Raw genomic sequence first — 23659 nt, 5'->3', positions numbered from 1 at the left:
AGGGTAAATTGATTTTTAACTGTTCTATTAGAAATAATCTCTTAGCTGCTTGGGTATAAGTAACTAATAACACAAAGCTATTTGTTCACATGTAGTATCGTGATATGAAAAAAAGAGTTTTACATATTAATTTATTCCCTCAATACCATGTTTAATGCCGTAAATGATATCCCAATACATAATTTATCTACCATAGATAGTATTAATATTGAGTTTATTTCGCACACCAATAGTTATGATTACAAAGCCATTCACAGACATAATTATTATGAAATTTTATTCTTTAAAAATGGTGGCGGTTATCAAATTATAGATTTTAAAAAGCATCCAATTCAGCACAATAGTTGTTATGTTGTAAAACCTAGACAAGTACACTTAATACGACGAGAAGAAGAAGCAGATGGTTTGTTAATTCAGTTTACGGAGCCGATGATTTTTTCGGATGTATTAAAGAAATCATTATCTGTTTTGGATAGACTTCACAATGAACCCGTTATTTTTGAACACAATAAAGTATTGACCGATTTTTTTATCATTGCTTTAGAAGATATCAAGCAGTTATCTGATGAAAAATCTATGTTTTATAAGCAAAAAATAGCACACGAACTTTGCTCTGTTTTGTATAATATTGAAGAGTCTTTACAAAAGAACACAGAGAGAAAAACTCGTGTTACCAGTGATTTAATTTCCAATTTTGCCAATCTTATAGAAACGAATATGACAAGATTGTCCGTAAAAGAATATGCAGATTTGTTACATGTTTCTACCAAAAAACTGGCTCAAATCACCAAAAAGCAATTAGGACTGACACCATTAAAATATATTCACAAACAATTGCTCATCGAAATTAAACGCGATCTTACATTTAAAGAGTTGAGTCATAAAGAAATTGCCTATAATTACAATTTCGATTCTCCTTCTAATTTTAGTTTGTTTGTAAAATCTCAAACAGGATTGAGTCCTTCTGAGTTGCAGAAAAATCTTTTAGAGAATTATCAATAAAAATGGTGTCATTCTAAATCAGCTATAAAAAATGCTTCCCAAATCCAACAGAATCAAAGGTAAAAGCGGTACTGTTTTCAGATTTGTCTAGTTTGTTATTAATTGTCAGTGCCCACAATATCAGTTCTTTGCAAAAAACTTGATCTTCTTTGCTATAATCCGAAGCGTATTCATCAATAATAATTTGTAAAGGCTTTACCGAATTGATACTTGCGTAAAACTCTTCATCTGAATCTGTATAATTCAATTCAATAAAGTTGTCTTCAAACCAAGTCACAACATCTGTATACGTCGTTTTTACACCTTCTTTTTCTAGTTTAGGCACACGTGGAAAGATATCTTCAAATTGTGTCATGACTGCATTGTCAATCAAAATTTTAGCAACTTCGTCTGCACCTTCTTGCTCGCCTTCATAGACCAATTCTATTTTTCCTGTAATCGATGGAATAATAGACATAAAGTCTACCAAACGAATGGTAGTTTGCTCCGCTCCTGTTTCGATTAAACGTAATTTTGCGGCAGCCATTAGGTTTTCCATCGCACTGATGGTTAAACGTGCACTGACACCACTTTTTGCATCTACATATTCACTGTTTCTTGCTGCAAAAGCGACTTCTTCTAGTAAATCTTTAGCCAAATTCGGAATTTTGATCGCTGATTTGTCTTCCGTAGAAACATTTGCTTCTTGCTCCGTAATTTCACGTGATAGCGCAATTGATTTTGGATAGTGTGTAAAAATCTGAGAACCAATTCTATCTTTTAACGGCGTTACAATGCTTCCTCTATTCGTATAATCTTCTGGATTTGCCGTAAATACAAATTGAATATCCAATGGCATTCTGAGCTGAAAACCACGAATTTGTACATCACCTTCTTGCAGAATATTGAATAAAGATACTTGAATGCGTGCTTGTAAATCTGGCAATTCATTGATTACAAATATAGAACGGTTTGCACGCGGAATCATTCCGTAATGCAGCACGCGTTCATCCGAATATGGTAGTTTTAACGTTGCTGCTTTTATCGGATCAATATCACCAATTAAATCAGATACATTTACATCGGGCGTAGCAAGTTTTTCGTAGAAACGTTCCGATCTGTGTACCCAAGAAATTGGCGTTTCATCACCATGTTCAGCAATCAAATCTCTGGCATATTTTGAAATAGGTTGAAACGGACTGTCATTGATTTCAGAACCTTTTACGATCGGCATATATTCATCCAACAAATCTATCATGCTACGTGCAATTCTAGTTTTCGCTTGTCCGCGCAAACCTAATAAGTTGATATGATGACCTGCCAATAATGCTTTCTTTAGCTGCGGAATTACAGTGTCTTCATAACCTAATAGTCCTTGAAAAATAGGTTCATTCGCTTTTATTTTTGCAATTAAATTTGCTTGAATTTCTTCGTTAATGGTTTTGTCTGTATATCCAGAATCTTTTAACTCTTTGAATGTGATGTCTTTTTGCATATTATATTTTGTTCTTTTTCATTTAATAATTTGATTCATTATTAAATGACTCTTATATTTTTTATGTTCATATTTTGTCGCTTCGTATATCGTTTAGAAGCTAGAGAAAAATACGGTTTCTAATAATTTCGACTGCGCTCGATTTGACAACTATCTTGTTATTCTTTCTTTGAAAATTCAACTAAAAAACTAAACTCATATTATCGTATTCTTCGTTTTCTGTTTTTTTCGTAATCTTCAAAAATCATTTGTCCCAAACCTGACAAACCTGTTAGAAATGCTTTTCCTCTGTTTTGTTCGGTAAATATTTCTACAAACCTACGTAAGTGAGGATCTTTGGCAATCATAAACGTTGTGATTGGAATTTTGAGTTTTCGTGCTTGTGCGGCTTTGGTTAAGCATTTGGATACGATGCGTTCGTCCAACCCAAAACTGTTTTTGTAAAATTCGCCATTCGGCAAGGTTAAACAACTCGGTTTTCCATCGGTAATCATAAAGATTTGTTTGTTGGTATTTCGTTTTCGACGGAGAATATCCATAGCTAATTCCAAACCTGCTACCGTATTTGTATGATACGGTCCGACTTTTAAATACGGTAAATCTTTGATTTTTATCGGCCACGCTTCGTTTCCAAAGACAATCACATCAATGGAATCTTTTGGATACTTACGATGAATTAATTCCACCAACGCCATCGCAACTTTCTTAGCAGGCGTAATACGATCTTCTCCATAGAGAATCATGGAATGACTGATATCAATCATTAAAACCGTACTCATTTGCGATTTGTGTTTGGTTTCTTCAACGATGAGATCATTTTCTGTAATGCGCAAATCGCCAATTCCGTTATTGACCTGTGCATTTTTGATACTTTCCGTCATGTTGATCATTGCCAAATCGTCTCCAAATTGAAACGAACGATGATCTCCCACACGTTCATCTCCTACGCCTTGCCTGGTAGTTCGATGATTTCCCAATCCGCTTTTCTTTAGTTTTCCAAAAATTTGATCCAACGCATACGAACGCAAAGCAGCTTCCAACTTAGCAGTGAGCATCTTCTTTCCTGTTCCGGGTTCGCTTCCATCATTTCCTTCTTCTGGATCGATTTCTTCTTTAATATATCCGCGTTTTTTCAGATCGTCTTCAAAATCTTGTAAAGTGTATTCGTCCGTGAAAATATTGTATTCGGTGTCTAAGGTTTCGAGCCAATCAAAAGCTTCTTCAATATCGCCTGATGTATGTGTGAGAATATCTTTAAAAATATCAAATACACGTTCAAAATGCGATACTTCTTCTGGAATATGCTTACTAAACGTAAAGCCTTTTCCATAGTTAAAGTTCATGCTATTCATTTATGGTTCCTTTCTTTTTCGGGTTTTCTAGTTGAAATAAGAAGTTTTCACTAGGTTTTCTTTTTCCTATAAAAATACGGAAAAGATTGGAGAAAGCGTATTTGGGTTTAAGGAGATTTTTCTGGATTTTGTCTATTATCCCAAAATGAAACTATTTCTATGGTATCGTTGTTTACTTCATAAAAAATCAAATACACTTTCATTGGAATGACTCTGGTTACTTTATTTGACGTCAATCTACCGATGAATTCACTTTGAGAGAGTGTGTTGGTGATATCATTAACTTCTGATACGATTTTTAAACTATAATCAGGATTACCATTTCTTTGAAAAAAGAATTCGAGTACTTCTTTTAATTCATTTTTTGCGCGAGAAGACCAAATTACTTTTTTGTCAGCCATTCTTTCATTTCAGAAATTACAGCGTCGTTCGTGACAAAATTTCCATTTTTAATATCTTCTCGTCCAGCCTCAATAGATGTTGTTTCTTCTGAAGATAATTGATACAAAGCTTGTTCTGAAGAATCAAAAATAGTCTGCAATGCTTTCAAAAAATTCAAATCTTTAGAGTCTTGAATTCTTCGAATCAGATTGTTTTTTATTTGTGCTGTTGTATCCATGCGTAACTTTAAACTTATATAAAAGTAGTAAAATTTAGTGAATGTTTTCTCTTTTCGGGCTTTCTAGTTGAAAATAGGAAGTTTTAATCGTTCTCCAAGTTGTTAACTGCAATTGTTCTTTATTTTTTCTAATGCCAATGGAAGTTTATCGGTCATAAATTCTAGATGCTCATCCATGACATCTATTTCTACCGTGAGTGTGTTTGCATCTTTTCCGTCAATGAGTGTGTATATTTCTGTAGCTCCAGACCATTTTTTTGTTTCTTCATCAATCGGTTGCTCTTTTCCTTCTACTACATTTCCGATATGTTTGAAGTGTATTATATGGTTTGGAGTGTGTTTTTCTATGATACTGTAAATTCCACTTTGATCAGGAGCAAGAAAATGTACGGTGCTTCCTTCTTTCCAATCATCAGATACCGCATACGATCCTTCAAAGAAAACACTTGCCCAATCGCGATAAGAATTATCATCCCAAAGCGTTTTCCAAATAGTAGATTTCTCAGCTTGTATATCAATAGAAAATTTTAGTCGATGTATCATTTGGATTATAGTTTGAGTCCTCGTTTTTTTTCTTTACTAGCATTTAAAGTTACGCTAACAATATTTTATAGATGTCACAATTTTATCATGGCTTCTTTTCATTCTGCTTTATAAATTTAGAGATTATAATATCGTTATTCTTTTTAACCAAATTGAAAGATTCAAGTCCATTATAATTCAGGTAATATCCACCATACACAAGATGATTGTTTATATTCATTAAATTAAACGTGTTTAATACAATATAGTTATGATCATTTTTATAAGGTTTCGTTATTGTTATGGCAGTATATACGTTTTCATAATTTTGATTAGCGAACAATAAATATGGTTTTTCTGCTTTAATCAAAGTAGAATCTATAAGTGCCTTGTTTATAACATCTGCAAAATCTAAAACTTCTGCTGCAGACTTTTCTGTTTGTTCATAGAATATTTTTTCTAGGTCACTATTTTCAATTTTTCGTTTTTGCTCTTTATCAATGACAAAAAACAAAGCATAGTCATCAAAATCCATGTTCAATAGACTATCTTTTTGTTTTGCTATTTTGTTGTTAAGGTACACTGCTAAAATTGTAGTTCCATTCTCTAAGTATTCATCAAACTTGTTTTTCACTAATTCATCAGAGTATAATTCTTTCCAATTTTCAAATTCAGGTAATTTCACCAATACTTCAGCTGATTGGTTTTCAGTCGTTGTGTTTTTTACATGCTGTTTGTTTTCTTTACAACTTATGAATAATAGAAACAGAAGTATGGTTTTTATTCTCAACATTTTTCAAATTATGGATCATTTTTTATTAGAACAAAAGCATGAAAAACAACAACTTATCATTCAATTAAAGACGAACCGAGTTTTTACTAGGTTTTTATTTTCATACTAAAAATAGGCAAAAAAAATGGTGAATAAGAGTTTTATATCGAGATAAGTTCTTATGGTAAGTTTAAAATAAAATAGGAATTTTAGTGTCTTTTATTTTCACTCCATTTTTCACGACTCTTTCTTCCAATTTTATATAAATTCTCCCTCCGTTTTCAAGTTGCCCTACTGTGAATTCAACAATAGTTATGTTTATATTTTGAAGATTAGATATATCTAAATTTTCTGGATCGCTAGGATATTCATACGTCCAATTATAACCTCTCCACTTACTTTTAAAACCATTATTAGCGTCTTTAATAATGAGTTCTTTCGCAAAAGGAAGTACATAATCTTTATACATTATTTTATTATTTTTCAAGTCAAGTTTTACATCATCTAATGGCTTTAATTTTCCTTTTCCTTTAAATGTGACTAATGAATCAAGTTTGGTAATGATGAGTGTTTCTGTATCTGTAGACATAACTTCAACATTTTTAACTAGCTTTAAAAACTCTTCATACTCTTCTTTGGTTAATCCTAATTTTGGATGGTAAGGCATTGGTTGTCCTTTTGGTACTGTTTTCATATATTCAGTAAACCATTCATAATTTTTCATAATCTCTTGCTGAAGTTTGAAAGTCAATTCAGTCTGTCTTGATTGGCTTTTAATTCCATCCATAATATCAACCTCATAACTAGCATTAGAAAGTAATCTGGTAATATCTGCTTGAACGTCTCCTGAAAACTCAAGTAACGTTCTTTTTTCTTGAGCTTTTCCTAAGCTTACATATAAAAGTAATGGGATAAAAAGTAGTAGTGTTTTTTTCATTCTTCAAATTTAGGTTTTATCCTATTATTTACATTTCGATTTGAGTTCTATTTTGGCTTTTTCTTTCCCTAAATTCAATCTTTTGGTAGAGTTTTTACTAGCTTTTTCTTTTCCTATAAAAATACCGAAAAGATTCGGGAATGAGAGTTTGTTGTTTGTTTTGCAATATATTTTTAAAAATCCTGCGTTCCATCACTTTAGAGTAGCTGACTTCACATATTGTTGAAATAAGTGTCGCAAACCTAAGTGTCTGTAAGGAGATAACTGTATCATCATGACATACGCTATGTTATGATCGGTATCTATTTTAAAATAAGTTCCAACAGCGCCGCCCCAACCAAATATATTGTCAAGTTCAGTCTCGCTGGTGCCTCTGATAGCAAATCCAAATCCAAATCCATATTCACCTAACGGAAGCCTAAATCGTTCTTGGTGCTGTCTCACTTCCTGTAAATGATCCTTTAGTATGAGCTTTACCGTTTCTTTTTGCAAAATAACATGTGCGTTAAATGTACCTTCTTGCAAGAGCATCTGGCAAAATTTTAAATAATCTATAGTCGTTGACACCAATCCGCCGCCGCCATTGTATAAGCTAACTTCTTGCGTATAACTATTGTTTCGTTGACTTTCTGACACGAATAATCCTGTTTCTGCTTGCCAGCGATAGCCAACAGTAAAGTGTTCTATTTTTTCTTTGGGTAATTGAAAATAGGTATTATTCATACCTAACGGCGTAAAAATATGATCCTTTAAATAGGTTTTTAACGATTTTCCTGAAAGGACTTCTACTAAATGCCCGCAAATATTTGTTGAAAGTCCGTATTGCCAATCTGTTCCAGGTTCAAAGGATAAAGGAAGTTTGCTTAGTTTGGCTACGAATTCCTTGTTGTTTTGAGAACTGTATAAATTCGCTTCGGCATAGATTTGGTTCAACTTGGCATGTTGAGTTCTTCCATAGCTAAAGCCAGAAGTGTGTCGCAAAAGATCAATAATTCGAATGGGGTTTTTGGCAAGAATTAGTGTTGAATCTGTATAGACCTGCATTTCTTTGAACGCAGGTAGGTATTTGTGTAATGGATCTTCTAGTTTGAATTTTCCTTGCTCATACAATTGCATTAATGCTACAGAGACAATCGGTTTGGTCATGGAGAAAATTCGAAAAATACTTTGTTTGTTTAATATTTTTTTCTCTTCAAGATTCGCATATCCATAGGAATCAAAATGAATAAGTTTACCATTCCGAACAATCGCAGTTTGAATGCCTGCCAATTGCCTTTGATCTACTAAATTATGAAAATGTGCATTCATCTTTTGTAAGCTGTCACTTGACATCTTTACCGATTCGGGCTTAGCAACTTCAAAAGGTTTTTCTTGCGCATGGACAACCATAGACATTACAGCAAAAAATAATAGTAACAGAATAATGCGTAGCGTATGATTCATAAGTATATTTCTTATGACTACAATGTATAAAAACTATGTGGAAGTTTTTTTGTTGGTGGATTCTTTTTTGAAATTGAAGAAAAGAAGACGTTGATGAAAACCTTAAAAACAAAAAACGCTCTCACAAAGCCATTACGGTTTTTGGGAGCGTTTTTTAGTTTACTGTATCTTATCTTGACTACGCTTAAGCTAACAATCTGAAATCAAAACAAATACCAATACTCTTTTCAAGAAAACCTAATTCTTCCGTACCAATTGCCCTTGTACAGGTTCTCCTCTGTCTATAGGATCATCATTTTTTAAATAGTTTGTAAATTGCGCAGGAAGTCCAATGGCATCTAAATAGTTTGGTGAGTTTTGTAAATGATAATGCAAGTGCGGACCCGAGGAGTTTCCGCTATTTCCAGCTTGTCCTATTTCCTGTCCTTTTGCAACCATGTCTCCTACAACAACAATGATACTTCCCTTTTTTAAGTGTGCTAAGAAAGAGTATTCTCCATTTAAATGATCTATCATAATATAATTCCCACCAAGATTGCTATTGTCAATATTATCATTTAAAACGCCAGGTCTAGTGTTGTCATCAATATTGTTTTCTAGCGCAATTATTTTTCCTGCTCCAGGAGCATTTAAACGTGCTCCAAATGTATATGTGTCTTCGTTTTCTCCACCATTTCCTGAGTAATAGCTGTCGTCTACTATTTTACCCATATCATAGGCATAACGTTGTCCTGTGCCGCGCGTTATAAAGTGATGTTGACCTTGCGCATGTGTTCGTCCTCCAACGGAAACATACCATTCGCCTTCAAAAGGTAATTCTAAGTCTGTTTTGGTTTGATAATTCAAGTAAATGTCTTCATCTTGTTTTCCTTGATCGCCTAGTAAAGCATCTGTACAAGAAGAAAATAGGATGATACTAATGATTGTAAGTGTGTAAATATGTTTCATGATGTGATTAGAATTTGTATTGAACGCCTAAATTGAATTGATATTGAACTTCGCGAAATGCATTTGGAATTTGCAATCGGTCGTAATTGAATTGATAACTCGCTTTTAAATCAAAGTCATTGGAGAGTGAATAGTTATATCCAAATTCCCAAAATATACTCTGATTGCGTTTTAAGGTAAATGTATCTGAACTCGAATCTGTAAGCCTAAATAATAGCATCGGAATGGTCAATTTTGAGTACAACGCATGCTTCTCATTGATTTGATAGGTGAATTGACTCGCAATGCCAAATGATTGATTGAAAATAGGAAACGAATTTACACCTTCATCACTAAACGAAATATTGGTGTTCGATTGTAATCCTAGATGAATTGACAGTTTGTTTTTGTTGTATATCCGCTTTAGATATGAAAAACTAAGTCCAATTTTACTATAATCAGAATTTAATGCTGGAATACGATCCGATTTTAATGTAGTTGTTAAATATGCTAATCGTATGTTAAACAAATTATGATTTTTACTGGTGCGTTCGTATCCTAATTTGTATGTAAAAGCATTGTAATCGTATCGAGAAACAGGTGAGAATTCTAAATTTTTTAAACTTCCAAAAGTATACCCTGTTGAAAATTCTAGTTTATCATTCGTGTCAGTACTGGGTTCTGTTTGTGCGAAACTTGCCGCTTGAAAAAGTACTAAAAGTAAAGGTGTTAAAAGTAGTTTTTTAGTCATAGATAGTTTGTTTTAGGCAACTAAACTATCTTTATTTCATACGAATCGCTGTTAAGGAGTCGATAATTAAATCTTAACTAAAGCATAAAAATATTTTACCCAAACTTATACTTTAGATACTTTAATAAGTCTACCAGATGTTGCTCTGTATGTGCATACATTAAAAAATTAAAATACCAAATTGCATCTGCTTCGCTGGTATTTTCAAACCTCCATTTTACGGCTAATAAATCTTTAATAATATCTGCCAAATCGTCAACAGCATCTCCAATCAATGTAGGTTTTTCGTCAATATTTTCCATTTCAATAACAGTTCCATACCAACCCAATTCAGGAAAGTTTGATACTACATTTTTCCGAATTTCTTCGTAATCAAAATCAGGTGTTTCTCCATAATCTGTATCATCAGCTTCCGGTTGATTCAAATTTAAAAACTCTGAATACATTCGTACCAATAGTTTTTTCAAATGCTCATGTTTGGTTGTCATTGTTACTTTTGGATGCACTCCAAATGCAGTAATGTCGTCTATTATTTTTTTTAATTCGCTCAATGTTGAATAGTTTCTAAGATTTTTTTATAAATATAAACCAAAAAAAACTTCCCAAAAGCCATTAGGTTTTGGGAAGTTTTGATATGTGAGAATGATTTGAGTAACTCGCTATATTGGGCATTATTAAAATCAAAATATATTTTGATTGAAAATACCTAGCGAAGCTATCGAAATGTTATTTACTCAAATACATTTTTCTTCGTGAATATAAGTTATAGAACTCGTCATCTTTTAAGCTATCAATAAATAAGATGCTTTCTCCTGTACTTTTCATTTCTGGTCCTAAACGCTTGTTTACATTTGGGAATTTGTTGAAAGAGAAAACAGGTTGTTTGATGGCGTATCCTTCTAATTGCGGATTGAAATCAAAGTCCGTTACTTTCTTCTCACCTAACATTACTTTAGTCGCATAGTTTACATATGGCTCTTTGTATGCTTTTGCAATGAAAGGAACCGTACGAGAAGCTCTTGGATTGGCTTCAATGATGTATACCATATCATCTTTAATAGCAAACTGAATGTTAATCAATCCCACTGTATTTAACGCTAAGGCGATCTTTTTTGTGTGATCTTTGATTTGTTGCATCACAAACTCACCTAAGTTAAACGGTGGCAAGGTTGCGTTTGAATCTCCAGAGTGAATTCCGCAAGGTTCAATATGCTCCATGATTCCGATGATGTATACATTTTCTCCATCACAAATAGCATCTGCTTCTGCTTCTATAGCTCCATCCAAATAGTGATCTAGTAAGAGTTTGTTGTTTGGAATTTTACGTAGTAAATCAACTACCGTTTCTTCCAATTCTTGCTTGTTGATCACAATTTTCATTCCTTGTCCTCCTAATACATACGATGGACGTACTAAGATTGGGAAATCTAATTCATCAGCTAAAGCCAAAGCTTCATCAGCATTTTCTGCAACTCCGAATTCTGGATACGGAATGTTGTTTTCTTTTAATAAGGTTGAGAAACTTCCTCTGTCTTCCGCTAAATCTAACGATTGATAGGTAGTTCCTATGATTTTGATTCCGTGACGGTCTAGCTTTTCAGCCAATTTCAACGCCGTTTGTCCACCTAGCTGTACTATGACACCTTCTGGCTTTTCATGGCGAATGATATCGTAGATATGTTCCCAGAAAACTGGTTCAAAGTATAATTTATCTGCTGTATCAAAATCGGTTGAAACGGTTTCAGGATTACAGTTGATCATGATTGTTTCGTATCCACATTCAGCCGCAGCTAAAACTCCGTGTACGCAACAGTAATCAAACTCAATTCCTTGTCCAATTCGGTTCGGTCCGGAACCTAATACGACAATTTTCTTTTTATCAGTGACGATGCTTTCGTTATGTACATATCGGTTTCCATCGGCAGTTTCAATTTCAGCTTCGAATGTAGAATAATAGTATGGTGTTTTTGCTGTAAACTCAGCAGCACAGGTATCTACTAACTTGTATACACGCTTAATTCCTAAATCTTCACGTTTTTTGTAGACTTCACTTTCCCAACAACCTAACATATGTGCTATTTGTCGGTCTGCAAATCCTTTTTGTTTTGCTTCTAAAAGTAAATCCTTTGAAATACTATCTATTTTGTTGTGTGAAGAGATTTCTTTTTCAAGATGATATAATTCCTCGTATTGCTTTAAGAACCACATGTCAATCTTTGTGATTTCGTAGATTCTGCTTAATGGAATTCCCATCTGAATCGCATCATAAATCACAAAAACACGATCCCAAGATGCATGTCTAAGTTTGCTAATGATTTGATCGTAGTTTTTATATCCTTTTCCATCAGCTCCTAAACCATTACGTTTAATTTCAAGCGATTGTGTAGCTTTGTGTAAGGCTTCTTGGAACGAACGGCCAATTCCCATTACTTCACCTACGGCTTTCATTTGAAGCCCTAATTCACGGTCTGAACCTTCAAATTTATCAAAGTTCCAACGTGGTATTTTTACAATTACATAATCTAATGTTGGCTCAAATAATGCCGACGTTGATTTTGTAATTTGGTTGTCTAATTCATCTAACGAATATCCGATAGCTAGTTTTGCCGCAATTTTTGCAATTGGATATCCTGTCGCTTTACTTGCTAATGCAGAAGAACGCGATACACGTGGATTGATTTCAATGGCAATAATTTCTTCTTGATCGTCTGGACTTACAGCGAACTGTACATTACATCCACCTTCAAAATCACCAATACTACGCATCATTTTAATCGCCATATCACGCATTTTCTGATACGTACGATCAGATAGTGTCATGGCTGGTGCAACGGTAATAGAATCTCCCGTATGGATTCCCATTGGGTCCATATTTTCAATAGAACAGATAATTACTACGTTGTCATTTTTGTCACGTAATAATTCTAATTCATATTCTTTCCAACCCATCATCGCTTTATCGATCATGACTTCATGAATTGGTGATGCTTCTAATCCGCGACGTAATAATTCGTCAAAATCAGCTGGATCATATACAATAGAAGCTCCTGCTCCACCAAGTGTATACGATGCTCTAATTACTAACGGGAAACCAAACTCTTGTGCAATTTCTTTTCCTTTTAAGAACGAAGTTGCCGTTGCTTGTGGTGCCATTCCAACACCAATTTTCCCCATCAATTCTCTAAACTGTTCACGATCTTCTGTGATGTTGATTGCTTCAATATCTACTCCAATCAGTTTTACTGAAAAGTCTTCCCAAATTCCTTTTTCGTCGGCTTCTATACATAAGTTCAAAGCAGTTTGTCCTCCCATTGTTGGTAAAACAGCATCGATATTTGGGTGTTTTTTTAACACTTCAATAATAGAACGCGTTGTAAGGGGTTTTAGATACACATGATCCGCCATAGTTGGGTCGGTCATGATAGTTGCGGGGTTTGAATTGATTAAAATGGTTTCAATTCCATCTTCTCTTAATGAGCGTAATGCTTGCGATCCTGAGTAATCGAACTCACAAGCTTGACCAATTACGATTGGTCCTGATCCAATAATTAAAATTGATTTTAAGTCTTCTCTTTTTGGCATTAGTTTGTGTGTGTGTTGTGTTGCGTAAAAATAAAAAAACGTTTGGGTACAAAAAAGGTGTTGCTTTAAAAAAACAACACCTTTTCTATATATTATCTATATCATTACTTCTTATGTCTTAATTCAGATGACACAGAAATTTTCTTTCTTCCTTTTGCTCTTCTACGAGCTAGCACTTTTCTACCGTTTACAGAAGCCATTCTTTCTCTGAAACCGTGCTTGTTTCTTCTTTTTCTTTTCGATGGTTGAAATGTTCTTTTCATTACTTTTTATATCTTTAATTTCTCTTGAAAATAATTGTAAGTGCACGCGAGATTCCTTTCTAAAAGTGCGGCGCAAATATACAAAGAGTTTTTACTTTAACAAACAGATTTTAAAAAATATTTTCGATTGTTTTTTATACATTTGCAACCTCTATAAATATATACAGTTTTTATGTTCAACAAAAATATCAAACTCATTATAGCGGGAGGAATTTTTGCCTACGCAATTTACCAATTTTACGATGGAGAAATAGGTAATGGAATCTTTTTAATTTTATTGGCAGCCATTTTTGTTTTATTTTACTTTAAGAACGAATTTATCTTATTGTCATTCTTAAAGTTACGTAAACAAGATTTTGATGGTGCCAAACGTATTTTAGGAAGAATTAAGAATCCGGCAACTGCTTTGACAAGAAAGCAACAAGGATATTATTATTACCTACACGGAATTATGGCTTCGCAAAGTAATTTGACACAAGCAGAGAAACATTTACGCAAAGCGGAGAAACTCGGTTTAAGCATGTCTCACGACATGGCAATGGTAAAAATGACCCTAGCAGGCATTGCAGCGCAGAAGAACCGTAAGAATGAAGCTAAGAACTTAATGAAGGAAGCTAAGGCTTTGGATAAACGTGGAATGCTCTCTGAACAGATTAAAATGATGGAGCAGCAAATGAAACGTGCTTCTAGTGCTCCAAAACAACATTATGGCAATCGTCAGAATATGCGAAGAAGATAACAAAATTGAAAAAGCGACTTTTGAGAGTCGCTTTTTTTTGTGCTTGCTTGAATGAAAAGTATCTTTTGATATTTTCTATTTTACAGTATATCTCGACTGTGCTCGATATGACATACAAAGTTTGATATTATCTGCAAATCTAGTCTATCGCTTGGTTTTGTGTCGCAAGACGTCTTTGGTTAATTGCATATCGTCATTTACAAAATGTTTTAGCAACGACATCATTTCATCGTTTTGACTATTTTTTGAGATTAATTCATACGCCATTTTTTGCACGTCTTCTTTTGGTGCAATGTCTTTATTGTATTCGTAGGTTAATGCTTTTAGGAAATTCCGTTCGTTTGCTTTACTTACACGGTTTTCTTTGAATTCATTGAGTTCTTGTTGCAATCTTTCTTTGTCTTTGAAATTGGCAAAGTAGTTATTAGCACAATTCACCGCATCTTTATTATCTGTCCAACCTTGTAGCAATAATTCATTGGCTGCTGGTATGTTGTCCATTTTTTTACGAAACATCAATGACGCTTTTACGTATTGATAGTTTTTTACATAATCGTCCACTACAATTTGGTAATGATGATGCGCTTTCTCTGTATCTTTTATTTTTGAGTAAATATCACCTACTTTTTCGTTCATTTCCAACTCTTTGTAGAGTTTGATAGATTTTGTGTACGAACGTGCAAGTTCATAGCATTCCGCAGCATCTTCTTTTCGATGGCATTTTTTTAGATAGATGTGTGCTGCCTCATTATACAAATGTCCTTCTTTTAAAATATTAGCCGCTCTGTATGGGTTTCGCAATAATTTTAGTTGAATGTAGGCTGCCTTTTTGTATTGCTTTTTTTCTATGAATTCGTCTGTGAGTTTTTCATAACGCTGCATCAGACTATTGAACTGATTATCGCCAATGGTAGAAGTTCTTCCTCCTGCTCCATCTCTGTTAGATAATGTTTCTCCAAACAATGAATTTATCATATAGGAAAGCACAAAAAACACGATTCCAAGTATGATGATTCCAAATAAAAAGCTTGGAAAATCACCTGCAACTATAGAGGTTATAATGAGATATATAAATTTTAAGAATAACACAAAGATCATGAAGTACATCAGCTTTGCGTGAAACTTACTTCCTTGTGTGTTAGTCATCTAGAATGGTTTTATTTTTACTGATTAATAAATATAAAAGTCGAATCACAATAAAAATAGTCATGATAAAAAATACGGTTCCTATGCCTGGCGTCGTTAACATTGGATAGAAAAGATACGCCAACAAAGCAATGAGTATGAATACAATGAGTACTTTGCTTTGTGCCGATAATTCGTTTCCTCCAAAATAAAAATTAGAGCCACGTGATGCTTCTTCATCTGTAAAAGAGAATACTTCGCTTTCTTCTGGTAAATCCATCCAAGAACTTGGTTTATTATCATTTTGCGGTTGTGATTTTGAACGTACTTTTTTTCTTGATGTGATTAAATATCCAAACAAAATAAATCCAAATACAAGCGCTATAAAAATGATGAAACCATTAGTGAGATAGTTGTCGGCGGTTTCTTCTGCTACTCTATTTTTGTTGCTTGTTCTTCTAGTATTGTTAAAATCGTTGATTTCTGTTTCTGTAAGCAAGGTTTCTGAATCTAGTTCATTGTTTACGTCAACAATATCCTCATTCGTTAACTCTGTACCGTTTTGAGAACGCACTTGTGTTTTTCCTCTTACTACTTCTATTTGTTGTTTTTTGTGTTGATCAACAACATAGTATCCAACCCAAAAAATAGCAATGATTGCCAAGATTCCAACGATTGTTTTGAACTTTGTTTTTGTTCCTTCAGAAACATCTCCAAATCCAATTTTATCAAAGAAATTACTTTTAAATTTATACTTCGCAAAGGCTTTCCCGCGAGAAGTTCCCATCATATCCAACGGCACTGCCATTTTTAAAGCGGCTTCTGGATTTTTTTCTAAGTATCTTAAGTATTTATCAACTTCTTTGTTGTTCCCTTGTAGTACTTTTTTCATATCAAAAGGCAAATCTTCCGGATTTACTTCTTGACCACTAAACGGGTTTTCGAGCGTTGTTTCGGTTTCTTTTTCTTCAATTTCTACACTAAACGCTGTGACTTCCATTGGAATGTTGACGCCTTTTGCAGGTGTTTCTATTGCTGGAAATTGTTCTTTAGGCACTTGAATAATCGTTTCCCATTGCACTTCCGAGATCAGCTCTATCAAACCATATTGATGATGAAAGAAATGTGGTTTTCCTTGCAATAATTTTGTGAATTCTTCCTGTGTCAGCGCCATATTCAGCTTTGTGTTTTCAGGAATATAAAAGCCCGTTTGAACTTTTTGCACACATACATTCGCATGCGTATCTATTTTTTTCTGTTCCGTTTTAAAAATGATTAAAACACCCGAAATGCTATTTGCTTCCGTTCCCGGACATGGATATAATCTGCATTCTGAAAGCTTTAGTTGCATCCGCGTAATTTCTTCCAACCATACTTTTGGCGAAGCATGCTTGATAAAGATTCCGCAACGTGCGTACGGACTGTTATCGGTATGTTGTAATGCTAACTTCATGTGTTTAGTATGTGTTCTAAGAAAGGTTCCATGTATTTTGCATCAAATTCAAATACTTTTATTTTTTTCAGCGATGCGTCTTCAGGTTTAAAATAATCGTTTCCAGCAAATTCTTCGTCAGTTGCAATCCCTATTCCAATCCCAATGTAGGATGACAGGTAAAATGTTGGAATGTTTGGATTGCCACTTTTAAAAGTAATAATACCATTTTTATCGATCGTAATGACACTTCCTTCTATGTATTCTAATCGTTGATTTCGCTTGTGAAGATGCTTGGTAAATTCTTCATCCAAACCAGCGGCTTCTCTATCAATCATTTCAAAATAACCCGTTTCTCCAATAAGGTCTAAACGGTGTTTATGATTGAATACAATTTCTAAATCTTTGGTAATGGTTATTGCGTTGATTTTAGTAAACACCGAACCTTCAAAATAAGTGGCTTGATTTTTTAGATATGCTTGATATGTTCTTTTGAGTTCAGAATTTGGATTGTCTACATCAAAGTAACTATAATCATCAAAATCAAAATAGGTAAATAAAGGTTCGTCACTGTAATATTTCTTGGTCACTAGAAACAGACTTTCGTCATAAATGATGAGATGTTTGAAAACAGCTTTTTCATATTTTGACAGATCTGACTTATAACTACAGGTCATCGAAGTCGTTTTAAAAATCATGTGATGATCTGTCGTCCAATACACTATCATCAACTCATCTTCGTACATGGCTGCTAATTTGTTTTGCTTAATTCCTGTCACAAATCGAATGTCACGCTTGATCATTCTGAACCCTTTTTTATGACTTTCGGCACGGAATAAATCTCCATTTTTCTGTAATACATACGCGTATGTATCGTCAGCAAAGTTGATGGTTCCTCGCGTTGGAAAACCATATAATAAAGGATAGTTAATTACTTTAGGATCAATTTTTGGATCTTTTTTCGGTCTTAACTTTTTCTTTCTCGGTGGATTTGCCCATAACTCAGCCAACGGCAATTGAATATGCTTTGTCAAGCGTTTTGAACCTTGCTTTATTTTATACACGTCAATATTTCCTTGACTGTCCGATGTAATGACACCTCCAAATTTGCTATGATGTACGTTGAATAAACGTCTTATATTTTGATGTTCCAGCGTTTTAGCTGCTGTAAACAAGGTAATTTCTATAGTATCTTCTTTACATTCTTCAATAAACTGTTCAATCGCTGCTGCAGCATCTAACAAAGGCGATGTACGTTGCAATCCGCTTATAATTTTTTCTTTGGCATCAAAGTACAACGGCGTATAGGTTTCCCCTAAAGCATACGGCTGAAAGTTCATTTCATTTTTTGGATGATGAATGAATGAAAAAGCTGTTGCAAATGACAATATTTTTGGTGTTCCCCAGTTTTTAATCGTCGTATCTATTAAAAATATACGTGTGCGTAAATCTTCTTCTGGCGTGGTTTCTCGGCGAATGAATAAGGCTTCTTTGTTGGCTATTCTGTGTAAAAATATCAAATCGTCATTGGCAAATTCAGAGATCAGAATATTGTCAAACTTTCCTTTGTTGGTAATATCCGAAATTCCGCCCAAAGGCATTTCTCCAGGATGTACATAATGCATTGGCAATTGAATTCCAGACCATAAACGCTTGATTAAACTTCCCATAAAGAACGTTTTTGGGTCTTCTATCAATTCTTGAATAAAATCTGGATCATCGCTAAAGTGTTCTAGTTCTGTATCTTCAGGATCTACAGGAACTTCCGTCATTTTAAACCATGCTGTCAACAAATCATCTACGGTAGGATATCTGTGATGTAATAACGCCAAAGCATTGATATCCTTACTCAGAGCCGTCACAGTCATCTCCTTTTTTACGCTACATTGATTGAGTTGAAAACTATGATTTTCTATAAAATCTAAAATTTCTCCTGAGAATTTTGGAGATAAACTGTGATTTGCCGTTTCAAACAAAAACACAAATAAATCAATTCTATTTTTCCCTTTTGTATATACTGATGGTAATGCAATTAAGGTTTTTAAAAATGTTTCTGCTGCTGCAAAGTCAATATGATCAACCGCTGGGAAATTTATATGTCGTTCTAAAATATCCTCAAATATTTCTTTTATGGCAGCGCTTACTTCTCCAGAGTTTGTTGCCAAAAATGTGAGGATCAATGCGCCAAATGGTGGAAATCCTGTGTCTGAAAGTAACTTTAAGATTTCCGTAATTTGTTCTTTATACGCAATGGTCATTCCATCGGGAATGCTAATACAATTGTAACCGCCATGATAATCTTGTGCACTCTCTATTACACTTCCGTGAAACATATGGTCAACTTCCCATTCCCAAAAATAGTTTTGGTATGATTGAAAATAATAGATGGCTTTTGACTGCGTTTCGTTCATGAGTTATCGTGACAATCGGTATCCGCTGATTGTGAGTTTTTGTATGTTTTCTTTTGTGATCTTAAAATAGCTATGATCCGTTTGCATAACGATCATGTCATTCCCGTTTTGATTGACTTTTTTGTTAAAATAAGTACTCAATTCTGGATGTTCAAAATCGTATCCTGCTGGCAACAAAAAGTTTTGATTTTGCCAATAGGTTTTTCCGGGTATGGAAAGTAATGGTGAACCAATGAGCAAAGCCTTGTCTTCAATAATAACCCAATTCAGGCATTGTAAGCGAATTGCGGGCATTTTGGGAATTATTTCATCTAGTACATCTAAAGGAATTAATTGTGCAACTGCCAATCGCTCTTGGCTTGATGGCACCATATTGAATCCTATTTTTGCATCCAACTCAAAAAAATTGAAATTATATTCAGGCGTTTCTACTGGCAATGCTTTGTGAATTGGCGACCAAAGCAAAGATGTTTTTAAACGTTCTTCGGGTAAATTTCCTCCTAAGAGAAATAAAGCATTTTCATGTTGAAAGTATATTTTTTTGAATGGAATGCTACGTATTTCTGGACTATTTAATTGACTTGGTGCAATTCCGCGTACCCAAATATCGTCCATATCAGTCGACATTCGCAATGATTTCCACACACGAATTTGCGCTAATTTTTCTTTATATTTTGAAGGCAATCGCAACCAATATTCGGTTACACCTTGTGTAAGATCTCTTTCCACAATTGATCAATTTCCGTATTTATGTATTGTTTTTTCTGTTGATCTTTTACCCAATCTGTTCTGTTTTGCAGATAGCGCAATTTGTCTTTGATTACATTGAGTTCTTGCAACGAGATTTCTTCATTTGAAAATTTTAGTTGCAAGTTTGAAACTTCATTCATCAATTCTTCTGGATTTGGCGCTTTGTTGAAAAATGCTTGCGGATGCACTGCTGCTTCAGTTTGCTCCTTCTCTATCAATGCATTTACCGTTGCTTGCAGTGTTTCTATTTGTTCTTCTGTACTCCAAATATATTTTAACACCCATAAATCTGATAAAATCGCCACATCACGATCACATAACATGGCACTTGCTGCGACTAGGTTTTGCATTTTTACAGCACGTCTGTCAGATACTTCTATTCCTGTATTTCGCAGACTGTGAATTAACTCAATATACGAACTGCGAATCGGCGCTAAGTCTACCTCTTTTACTTGTTTTTGCAAATCTTTGATTTCTTCTGGAGAGATTTGCGTTTGTGATGTTTTCTCTTTTCGTTCTAACTTCCATCCTGCTTGCAATACTTCTTCCAAACGATCGGGTTTTACATTGTCTACTTTTAATCGGATTAGGAAACGATCTAACAAAGCTGCCAAGGTTTCATCTTCTGGCAATTGGTTACTTGCACTGATAAACATCAACGCAGGTAGTTTTTTGGTTTCTTTTCCTCTACGAAATATCTTTTCGTTCAACGCCATCAGCAAACTGTTTAATATGGCAGAATTCGCATTGAAAATTTCATCCAAAAATACTAGAGAAGCTTCTGGAAGCATTCCGTCTGTATTGGTGACCAATTCTCCTTCTTTTAACAATCGAATGTCTAGCGGACCAAAGATTTCGTTTGGTTCCGTGAATCGCGTTAAGAGATAATCAAAGTTAATTCCGCCAATCACATGACTCGACAATTGTTTTACAATGGCACTTTTTGCCGTTCCTGGAGGTCCTAAAAGGAATACATTTTCTCTTGCTAATAGTCCAATTCCCAACAAATCAATCACCTCATCTTTTCCAACAAAGACATTTTTGATTTCATCGAGTATGGTTCGTATTTTTTGTGTTTCGTTCATAGTATTTATGCTTCAGGTACAAACGCTCTCCAAAATTGATTGGAATGTTCTCCCAATTGAATGGCAACGTTTTCTTGAATGATTTTATGTGCCGTAAGACTGATATCTTTTTTTGCGATGACTCTGTCTGTAAATAGTGTTCGAAAGCAGTCATTTTGAAAGAGTTTCGCAAGTTTTTCTTCTTGAATTTCCTCGTTCATATCGTGTCCAATTGCAGAATATGAAAAGGTTTGTAATTGTTTTTTAAGGATTTTTACCAACCAATCTTCAAAGTCAATATGTTCTAATTCTTTGATAATGAATGGCAAAAATCGTAGTGAGATATCTGTAGAAAGTATGACTGATGGCGATATTTCACCTTTAAAGTCTTCAAAAAACTTCCCAAGATTTTTCGGTTCTTCCATACGATGTGCTAAAAACTGTGCTGCATAGTAAATCGTTTTTGCTGCCCAAACTGCCGCTTCTTTATGAAATTCTGGCGCAGCAAACGGATAGTTAAGTGATTCATTTTCATATTCTTGCTCTAAAAAATCGGCTAAATCATTCAGTTCACTTGTACTTACTTTGGGCTTGTTTGTGTATAAAACAAATTGTCCAGAAGTACGTAAGTGATGAATGGTTTGTAGTATGTTATTTTGTAAGCTCAAGAGATTGAATGCGCAATATGCAGCGTATGTATTGGTTGGTAACTACTCAAAAGAACGAAAATTATATGGAAGAAGCAATTTTTAGGGTTGCATTTCGACTTCGTTCAATGTGATAGTTCTACATTTCTACTGTGCTCAATGCAACAACTTGACTTTTGGATTGCGTTATTATACTCTTTATTTTTTACTGATTTACGTTATGTCAATTTTGTAATTGACTCAAAAAGTTCTAGTTTGGACAGCTATTTACGATAATTAAAAATGATATATGTTTGATTTAAATTTTGAAGAAGACGAAGAAGGATATTTAGAAGCATGTTTTGAGGAAATCAAAAAATTTCGGGATACAGAAGCCGTTCATGATGATTCCTATGAGCGTTCGGATGGCTGGTTGAATATTCATATTTCCTGTTATGAAACCGAATACGCGGCACAATATAAAAACGCTTTAGAATACTTTTTTACACATCAAAAAGAAGTGTTAGACGCCTTGTGTAAAGGTTTTCTTGAGGAATATCCTAAACTGATGGAATTGTATGGAGAAACAGCATTTGACGACACTTTTTTTCCTGAATTGAACGATATTAATGATGTCAAAAAACATTTGGCAATTCACACATTACACATCCATGAAAAAGGCGATGATATTTACGGTACCATTGGCTTTGAATGTGAATGTCCTTGGGATCCAGAACATGGCGCTGGCATTGTAATGCATAAAGATACATTTGTCATTTTTGGCGGTGCAGATAGAGCATTCTCTGGATTGGAATGATTGATACATTAAAAAATCTCCCAAAATGTCTAACTCGACTTTTTGGGAGATTTGTTATTATATATTTATTCAATTCAGAATTACTTCGTTGGATAGTATCCTTTTTCAGGAATCGCGATTTTATATAATTTTCTTGACTTATTGTTCAACTTGTTTTCGCGCAACCACGGATTGTGAATTTTTAAGATTTTATAGTTGATATTGAATTTTTTCGCGAAACTTGCAAAGTTCGTGACTGCTGTATCTACTTCTACTTTGTAGGTTGGGATATGCTTGTATAAATGCTTTTCATTAAAGTTGAAACCATATTTTTTAGCATTGCTAAAGATTTCTTTTAAAGCAATTACTCTAAAAATGTAACGTCCTGTTTCTTGTCCTAATAATAAATCGTAATACGAATCTACTTGTTGGTCTTCCATACGTCTTCCAATGCCTCCATTTCCTGCATTATATGCTGCGGCAGCCGATGTCCAATTTCCAAATCTCTTTTTAGCAGCCAATAAATATTTACAGGCAACATGTGTTGCTTTTTCTAAATGGTAACGTTCGTCTACATTTGAATTGATTTCCAATCCATTTTCACGTCCAGTCGTTTTCATAATTTGCCAAAAACCTCTCGCTCCTGCTGGAGATGTTACGTTTTGCAATCCGCTTTCAATCACAGCTAAGTATTTAAAATCATCTGGAACTCCGTATTGTTTTAGAATTGGTTCAATAATCGGGAAATATTTATTCGCGCGTTTAAACAATAATAAACCATTGGATTGCCAATAAGTATTTACCAACAATTCTCTGTCCATACGTTCCTTAATGTCTGGTAAATGCAACGGAACTTTTTCTCCTGCAAATTCTAAGGTTTCCGGAACTTCCAAAGCGTATACATTGTAATCATTTGTATCATTCATTGTCGCTTTTGTCGCCTGACTTGGAGTTGCAGCATCATTTTCAGCTGTTAAGACTTTGTCTTGTTGTACCGCATTCATCAATAAAACTCCGAGGAAAATTAATCCTAAAAAAGCAAATCCATTTTTAATTTTACGCATGGTATCTT

General features: G+C 34.2%; 23 protein-coding genes. 3 read left to right on the top strand and 20 right to left on the bottom strand.

The window, feature by feature from the left end; all coding sequences use genetic code 11:
• Positions 1-147: 147 nt before the first annotated feature.
• A complete protein-coding gene (locus Q0845_RS24385; RefSeq protein WP_298519491.1) occupies positions 148-1002 on the top strand; it encodes an AraC family transcriptional regulator in 855 nt (284 codons plus the stop codon).
• Between the two features lie 22 nt (positions 1003-1024).
• Here the strand turns inward: Q0845_RS24385 and Q0845_RS24380 are convergent, their stop codons facing one another.
• The 13 genes from Q0845_RS24380 to rpmH all read right to left on the bottom strand — a co-directional run bounded on the left by Q0845_RS24380 (position 1025) and on the right by rpmH (position 13644).
• Positions 1025-2476, bottom strand: coding sequence for a sigma 54-interacting transcriptional regulator (locus tag Q0845_RS24380; RefSeq protein ID WP_298519487.1), 1452 nt, complete (start codon positions 2474-2476; stop codon positions 1025-1027).
• A gap of 200 nt (positions 2477-2676) precedes the next feature.
• Entirely contained in the window at positions 2677-3828 is a 1152-nt protein-coding gene (locus Q0845_RS24375; protein ID WP_298519484.1) for a VWA domain-containing protein, read from the bottom strand.
• Between the two features lie 107 nt (positions 3829-3935).
• Positions 3936-4229, bottom strand: coding sequence for a type II toxin-antitoxin system RelE/ParE family toxin (locus Q0845_RS24370; protein ID WP_298519481.1), 294 nt, complete (start codon positions 4227-4229; stop codon positions 3936-3938).
• Positions 4211-4447, bottom strand: a complete 237-nt coding sequence (locus Q0845_RS24365; RefSeq protein WP_298519478.1) for a hypothetical protein — start codon at positions 4445-4447, stop codon at positions 4211-4213. The genes Q0845_RS24370 and Q0845_RS24365 overlap by 19 nt, the downstream gene beginning before the upstream one ends.
• 102 nt (positions 4448-4549) lie before the next feature.
• The gene (locus Q0845_RS24360; protein WP_298519475.1) at positions 4550-4990 is read right to left on the bottom strand and encodes a hypothetical protein; all 441 of its coding nucleotides are present in this window, start codon (positions 4988-4990) and stop codon (positions 4550-4552) included.
• Between the two features lie 85 nt (positions 4991-5075).
• On the bottom strand, positions 5076-5762 hold the full coding sequence (locus Q0845_RS24355; protein WP_298519472.1) for a hypothetical protein: 687 nt from the start codon (positions 5760-5762) through the stop codon (positions 5076-5078).
• A 169-nt stretch (positions 5763-5931) separates the two neighbouring features.
• On the bottom strand, positions 5932-6678 hold the full coding sequence (locus Q0845_RS24350; protein ID WP_298519470.1) for a hypothetical protein: 747 nt from the start codon (positions 6676-6678) through the stop codon (positions 5932-5934).
• A 192-nt stretch (positions 6679-6870) separates the two neighbouring features.
• Positions 6871-8121, bottom strand: coding sequence for a serine hydrolase (locus Q0845_RS24345; protein WP_298519467.1), 1251 nt, complete (start codon positions 8119-8121; stop codon positions 6871-6873).
• A gap of 237 nt (positions 8122-8358) precedes the next feature.
• Positions 8359-9069, bottom strand: a complete 711-nt coding sequence (locus Q0845_RS24340) for a M23 family metallopeptidase (protein ID WP_298519464.1) — start codon at positions 9067-9069, stop codon at positions 8359-8361.
• Positions 9070-9076: 7 nt separating this feature from the next.
• Positions 9077-9799, bottom strand: coding sequence for a hypothetical protein (locus Q0845_RS24335; protein ID WP_298519461.1), 723 nt, complete (start codon positions 9797-9799; stop codon positions 9077-9079).
• A gap of 95 nt (positions 9800-9894) precedes the next feature.
• Positions 9895-10350, bottom strand: coding sequence for a DUF5063 domain-containing protein (locus Q0845_RS24330; protein ID WP_298519458.1), 456 nt, complete (start codon positions 10348-10350; stop codon positions 9895-9897).
• Between the two features lie 175 nt (positions 10351-10525).
• Entirely contained in the window at positions 10526-13381 is a 2856-nt protein-coding gene (gene carB / locus Q0845_RS24325) for a carbamoyl-phosphate synthase large subunit (RefSeq protein WP_298519455.1), read from the bottom strand.
• 104 nt (positions 13382-13485) lie between these two features.
• Positions 13486-13644, bottom strand: a complete 159-nt coding sequence (gene rpmH / locus Q0845_RS24320; RefSeq protein ID WP_083777297.1) for a 50S ribosomal protein L34 — start codon at positions 13642-13644, stop codon at positions 13486-13488.
• A 172-nt stretch (positions 13645-13816) separates the two neighbouring features.
• Here rpmH and Q0845_RS24315 point away from each other — a divergent pair, with 172 nt between their 5' ends.
• Positions 13817-14383: a DUF2892 domain-containing protein gene (locus Q0845_RS24315; protein WP_298519452.1), complete on the top strand. Its 567-nt coding sequence runs from the start codon at positions 13817-13819 to the stop codon at positions 14381-14383.
• Positions 14384-14527: 144 nt separating this feature from the next.
• Here the strand turns inward: Q0845_RS24315 and Q0845_RS24310 are convergent, their stop codons facing one another.
• Genes Q0845_RS24310 through Q0845_RS24285 form a run of 6 tightly spaced genes read right to left on the bottom strand, consistent with a single transcriptional unit; the run spans position 14528 to position 21833 of the window.
• Positions 14528-15529, bottom strand: a complete 1002-nt coding sequence (locus Q0845_RS24310; RefSeq protein ID WP_298519449.1) for a hypothetical protein — start codon at positions 15527-15529, stop codon at positions 14528-14530.
• Entirely contained in the window at positions 15522-16961 is a 1440-nt protein-coding gene (locus Q0845_RS24305; protein WP_298519446.1) for a hypothetical protein, read from the bottom strand. Before Q0845_RS24305 ends, Q0845_RS24310 begins: the two co-directional genes overlap by 8 nt.
• Positions 16958-19351 carry a hypothetical protein gene (locus Q0845_RS24300; protein ID WP_298519443.1) on the bottom strand — a complete coding sequence of 798 codons (2394 nt, stop codon included), beginning with the start codon at positions 19349-19351 and terminating at the stop codon, positions 16958-16960. The genes Q0845_RS24305 and Q0845_RS24300 overlap by 4 nt, the downstream gene beginning before the upstream one ends.
• A gap of 3 nt (positions 19352-19354) precedes the next feature.
• Complete coding sequence (locus Q0845_RS24295) at positions 19355-20080, bottom strand: hypothetical protein (protein WP_298519440.1); 726 nt, start codon at positions 20078-20080, stop codon at positions 19355-19357.
• Complete coding sequence (locus Q0845_RS24290; protein WP_298519437.1) at positions 20053-21186, bottom strand: AAA family ATPase; 1134 nt, start codon at positions 21184-21186, stop codon at positions 20053-20055. The genes Q0845_RS24295 and Q0845_RS24290 overlap by 28 nt, the downstream gene beginning before the upstream one ends.
• Positions 21187-21191: 5 nt before the next feature.
• Complete coding sequence (locus tag Q0845_RS24285) at positions 21192-21833, bottom strand: hypothetical protein (RefSeq protein WP_298519433.1); 642 nt, start codon at positions 21831-21833, stop codon at positions 21192-21194.
• Between the two features lie 268 nt (positions 21834-22101).
• Between Q0845_RS24285 and Q0845_RS24280 the strand changes: the two genes are divergently transcribed.
• Complete coding sequence (locus tag Q0845_RS24280) at positions 22102-22608, top strand: hypothetical protein (RefSeq protein WP_298519430.1); 507 nt, start codon at positions 22102-22104, stop codon at positions 22606-22608.
• A gap of 80 nt (positions 22609-22688) precedes the next feature.
• Here the strand turns inward: Q0845_RS24280 and Q0845_RS24275 are convergent, their stop codons facing one another.
• Complete coding sequence (locus tag Q0845_RS24275; RefSeq protein WP_298519426.1) at positions 22689-23651, bottom strand: lytic transglycosylase domain-containing protein; 963 nt, start codon at positions 23649-23651, stop codon at positions 22689-22691.
• Between the last annotated feature and the right edge of the window lie 8 nt (positions 23652-23659).

Source organism: uncultured Kordia sp., assembly GCF_947489565.1.
Classification (GTDB): domain Bacteria; phylum Bacteroidota; class Bacteroidia; order Flavobacteriales; family Flavobacteriaceae; genus Kordia.
This window is presented reverse-complemented; position numbering and strand designations above follow the sequence as displayed.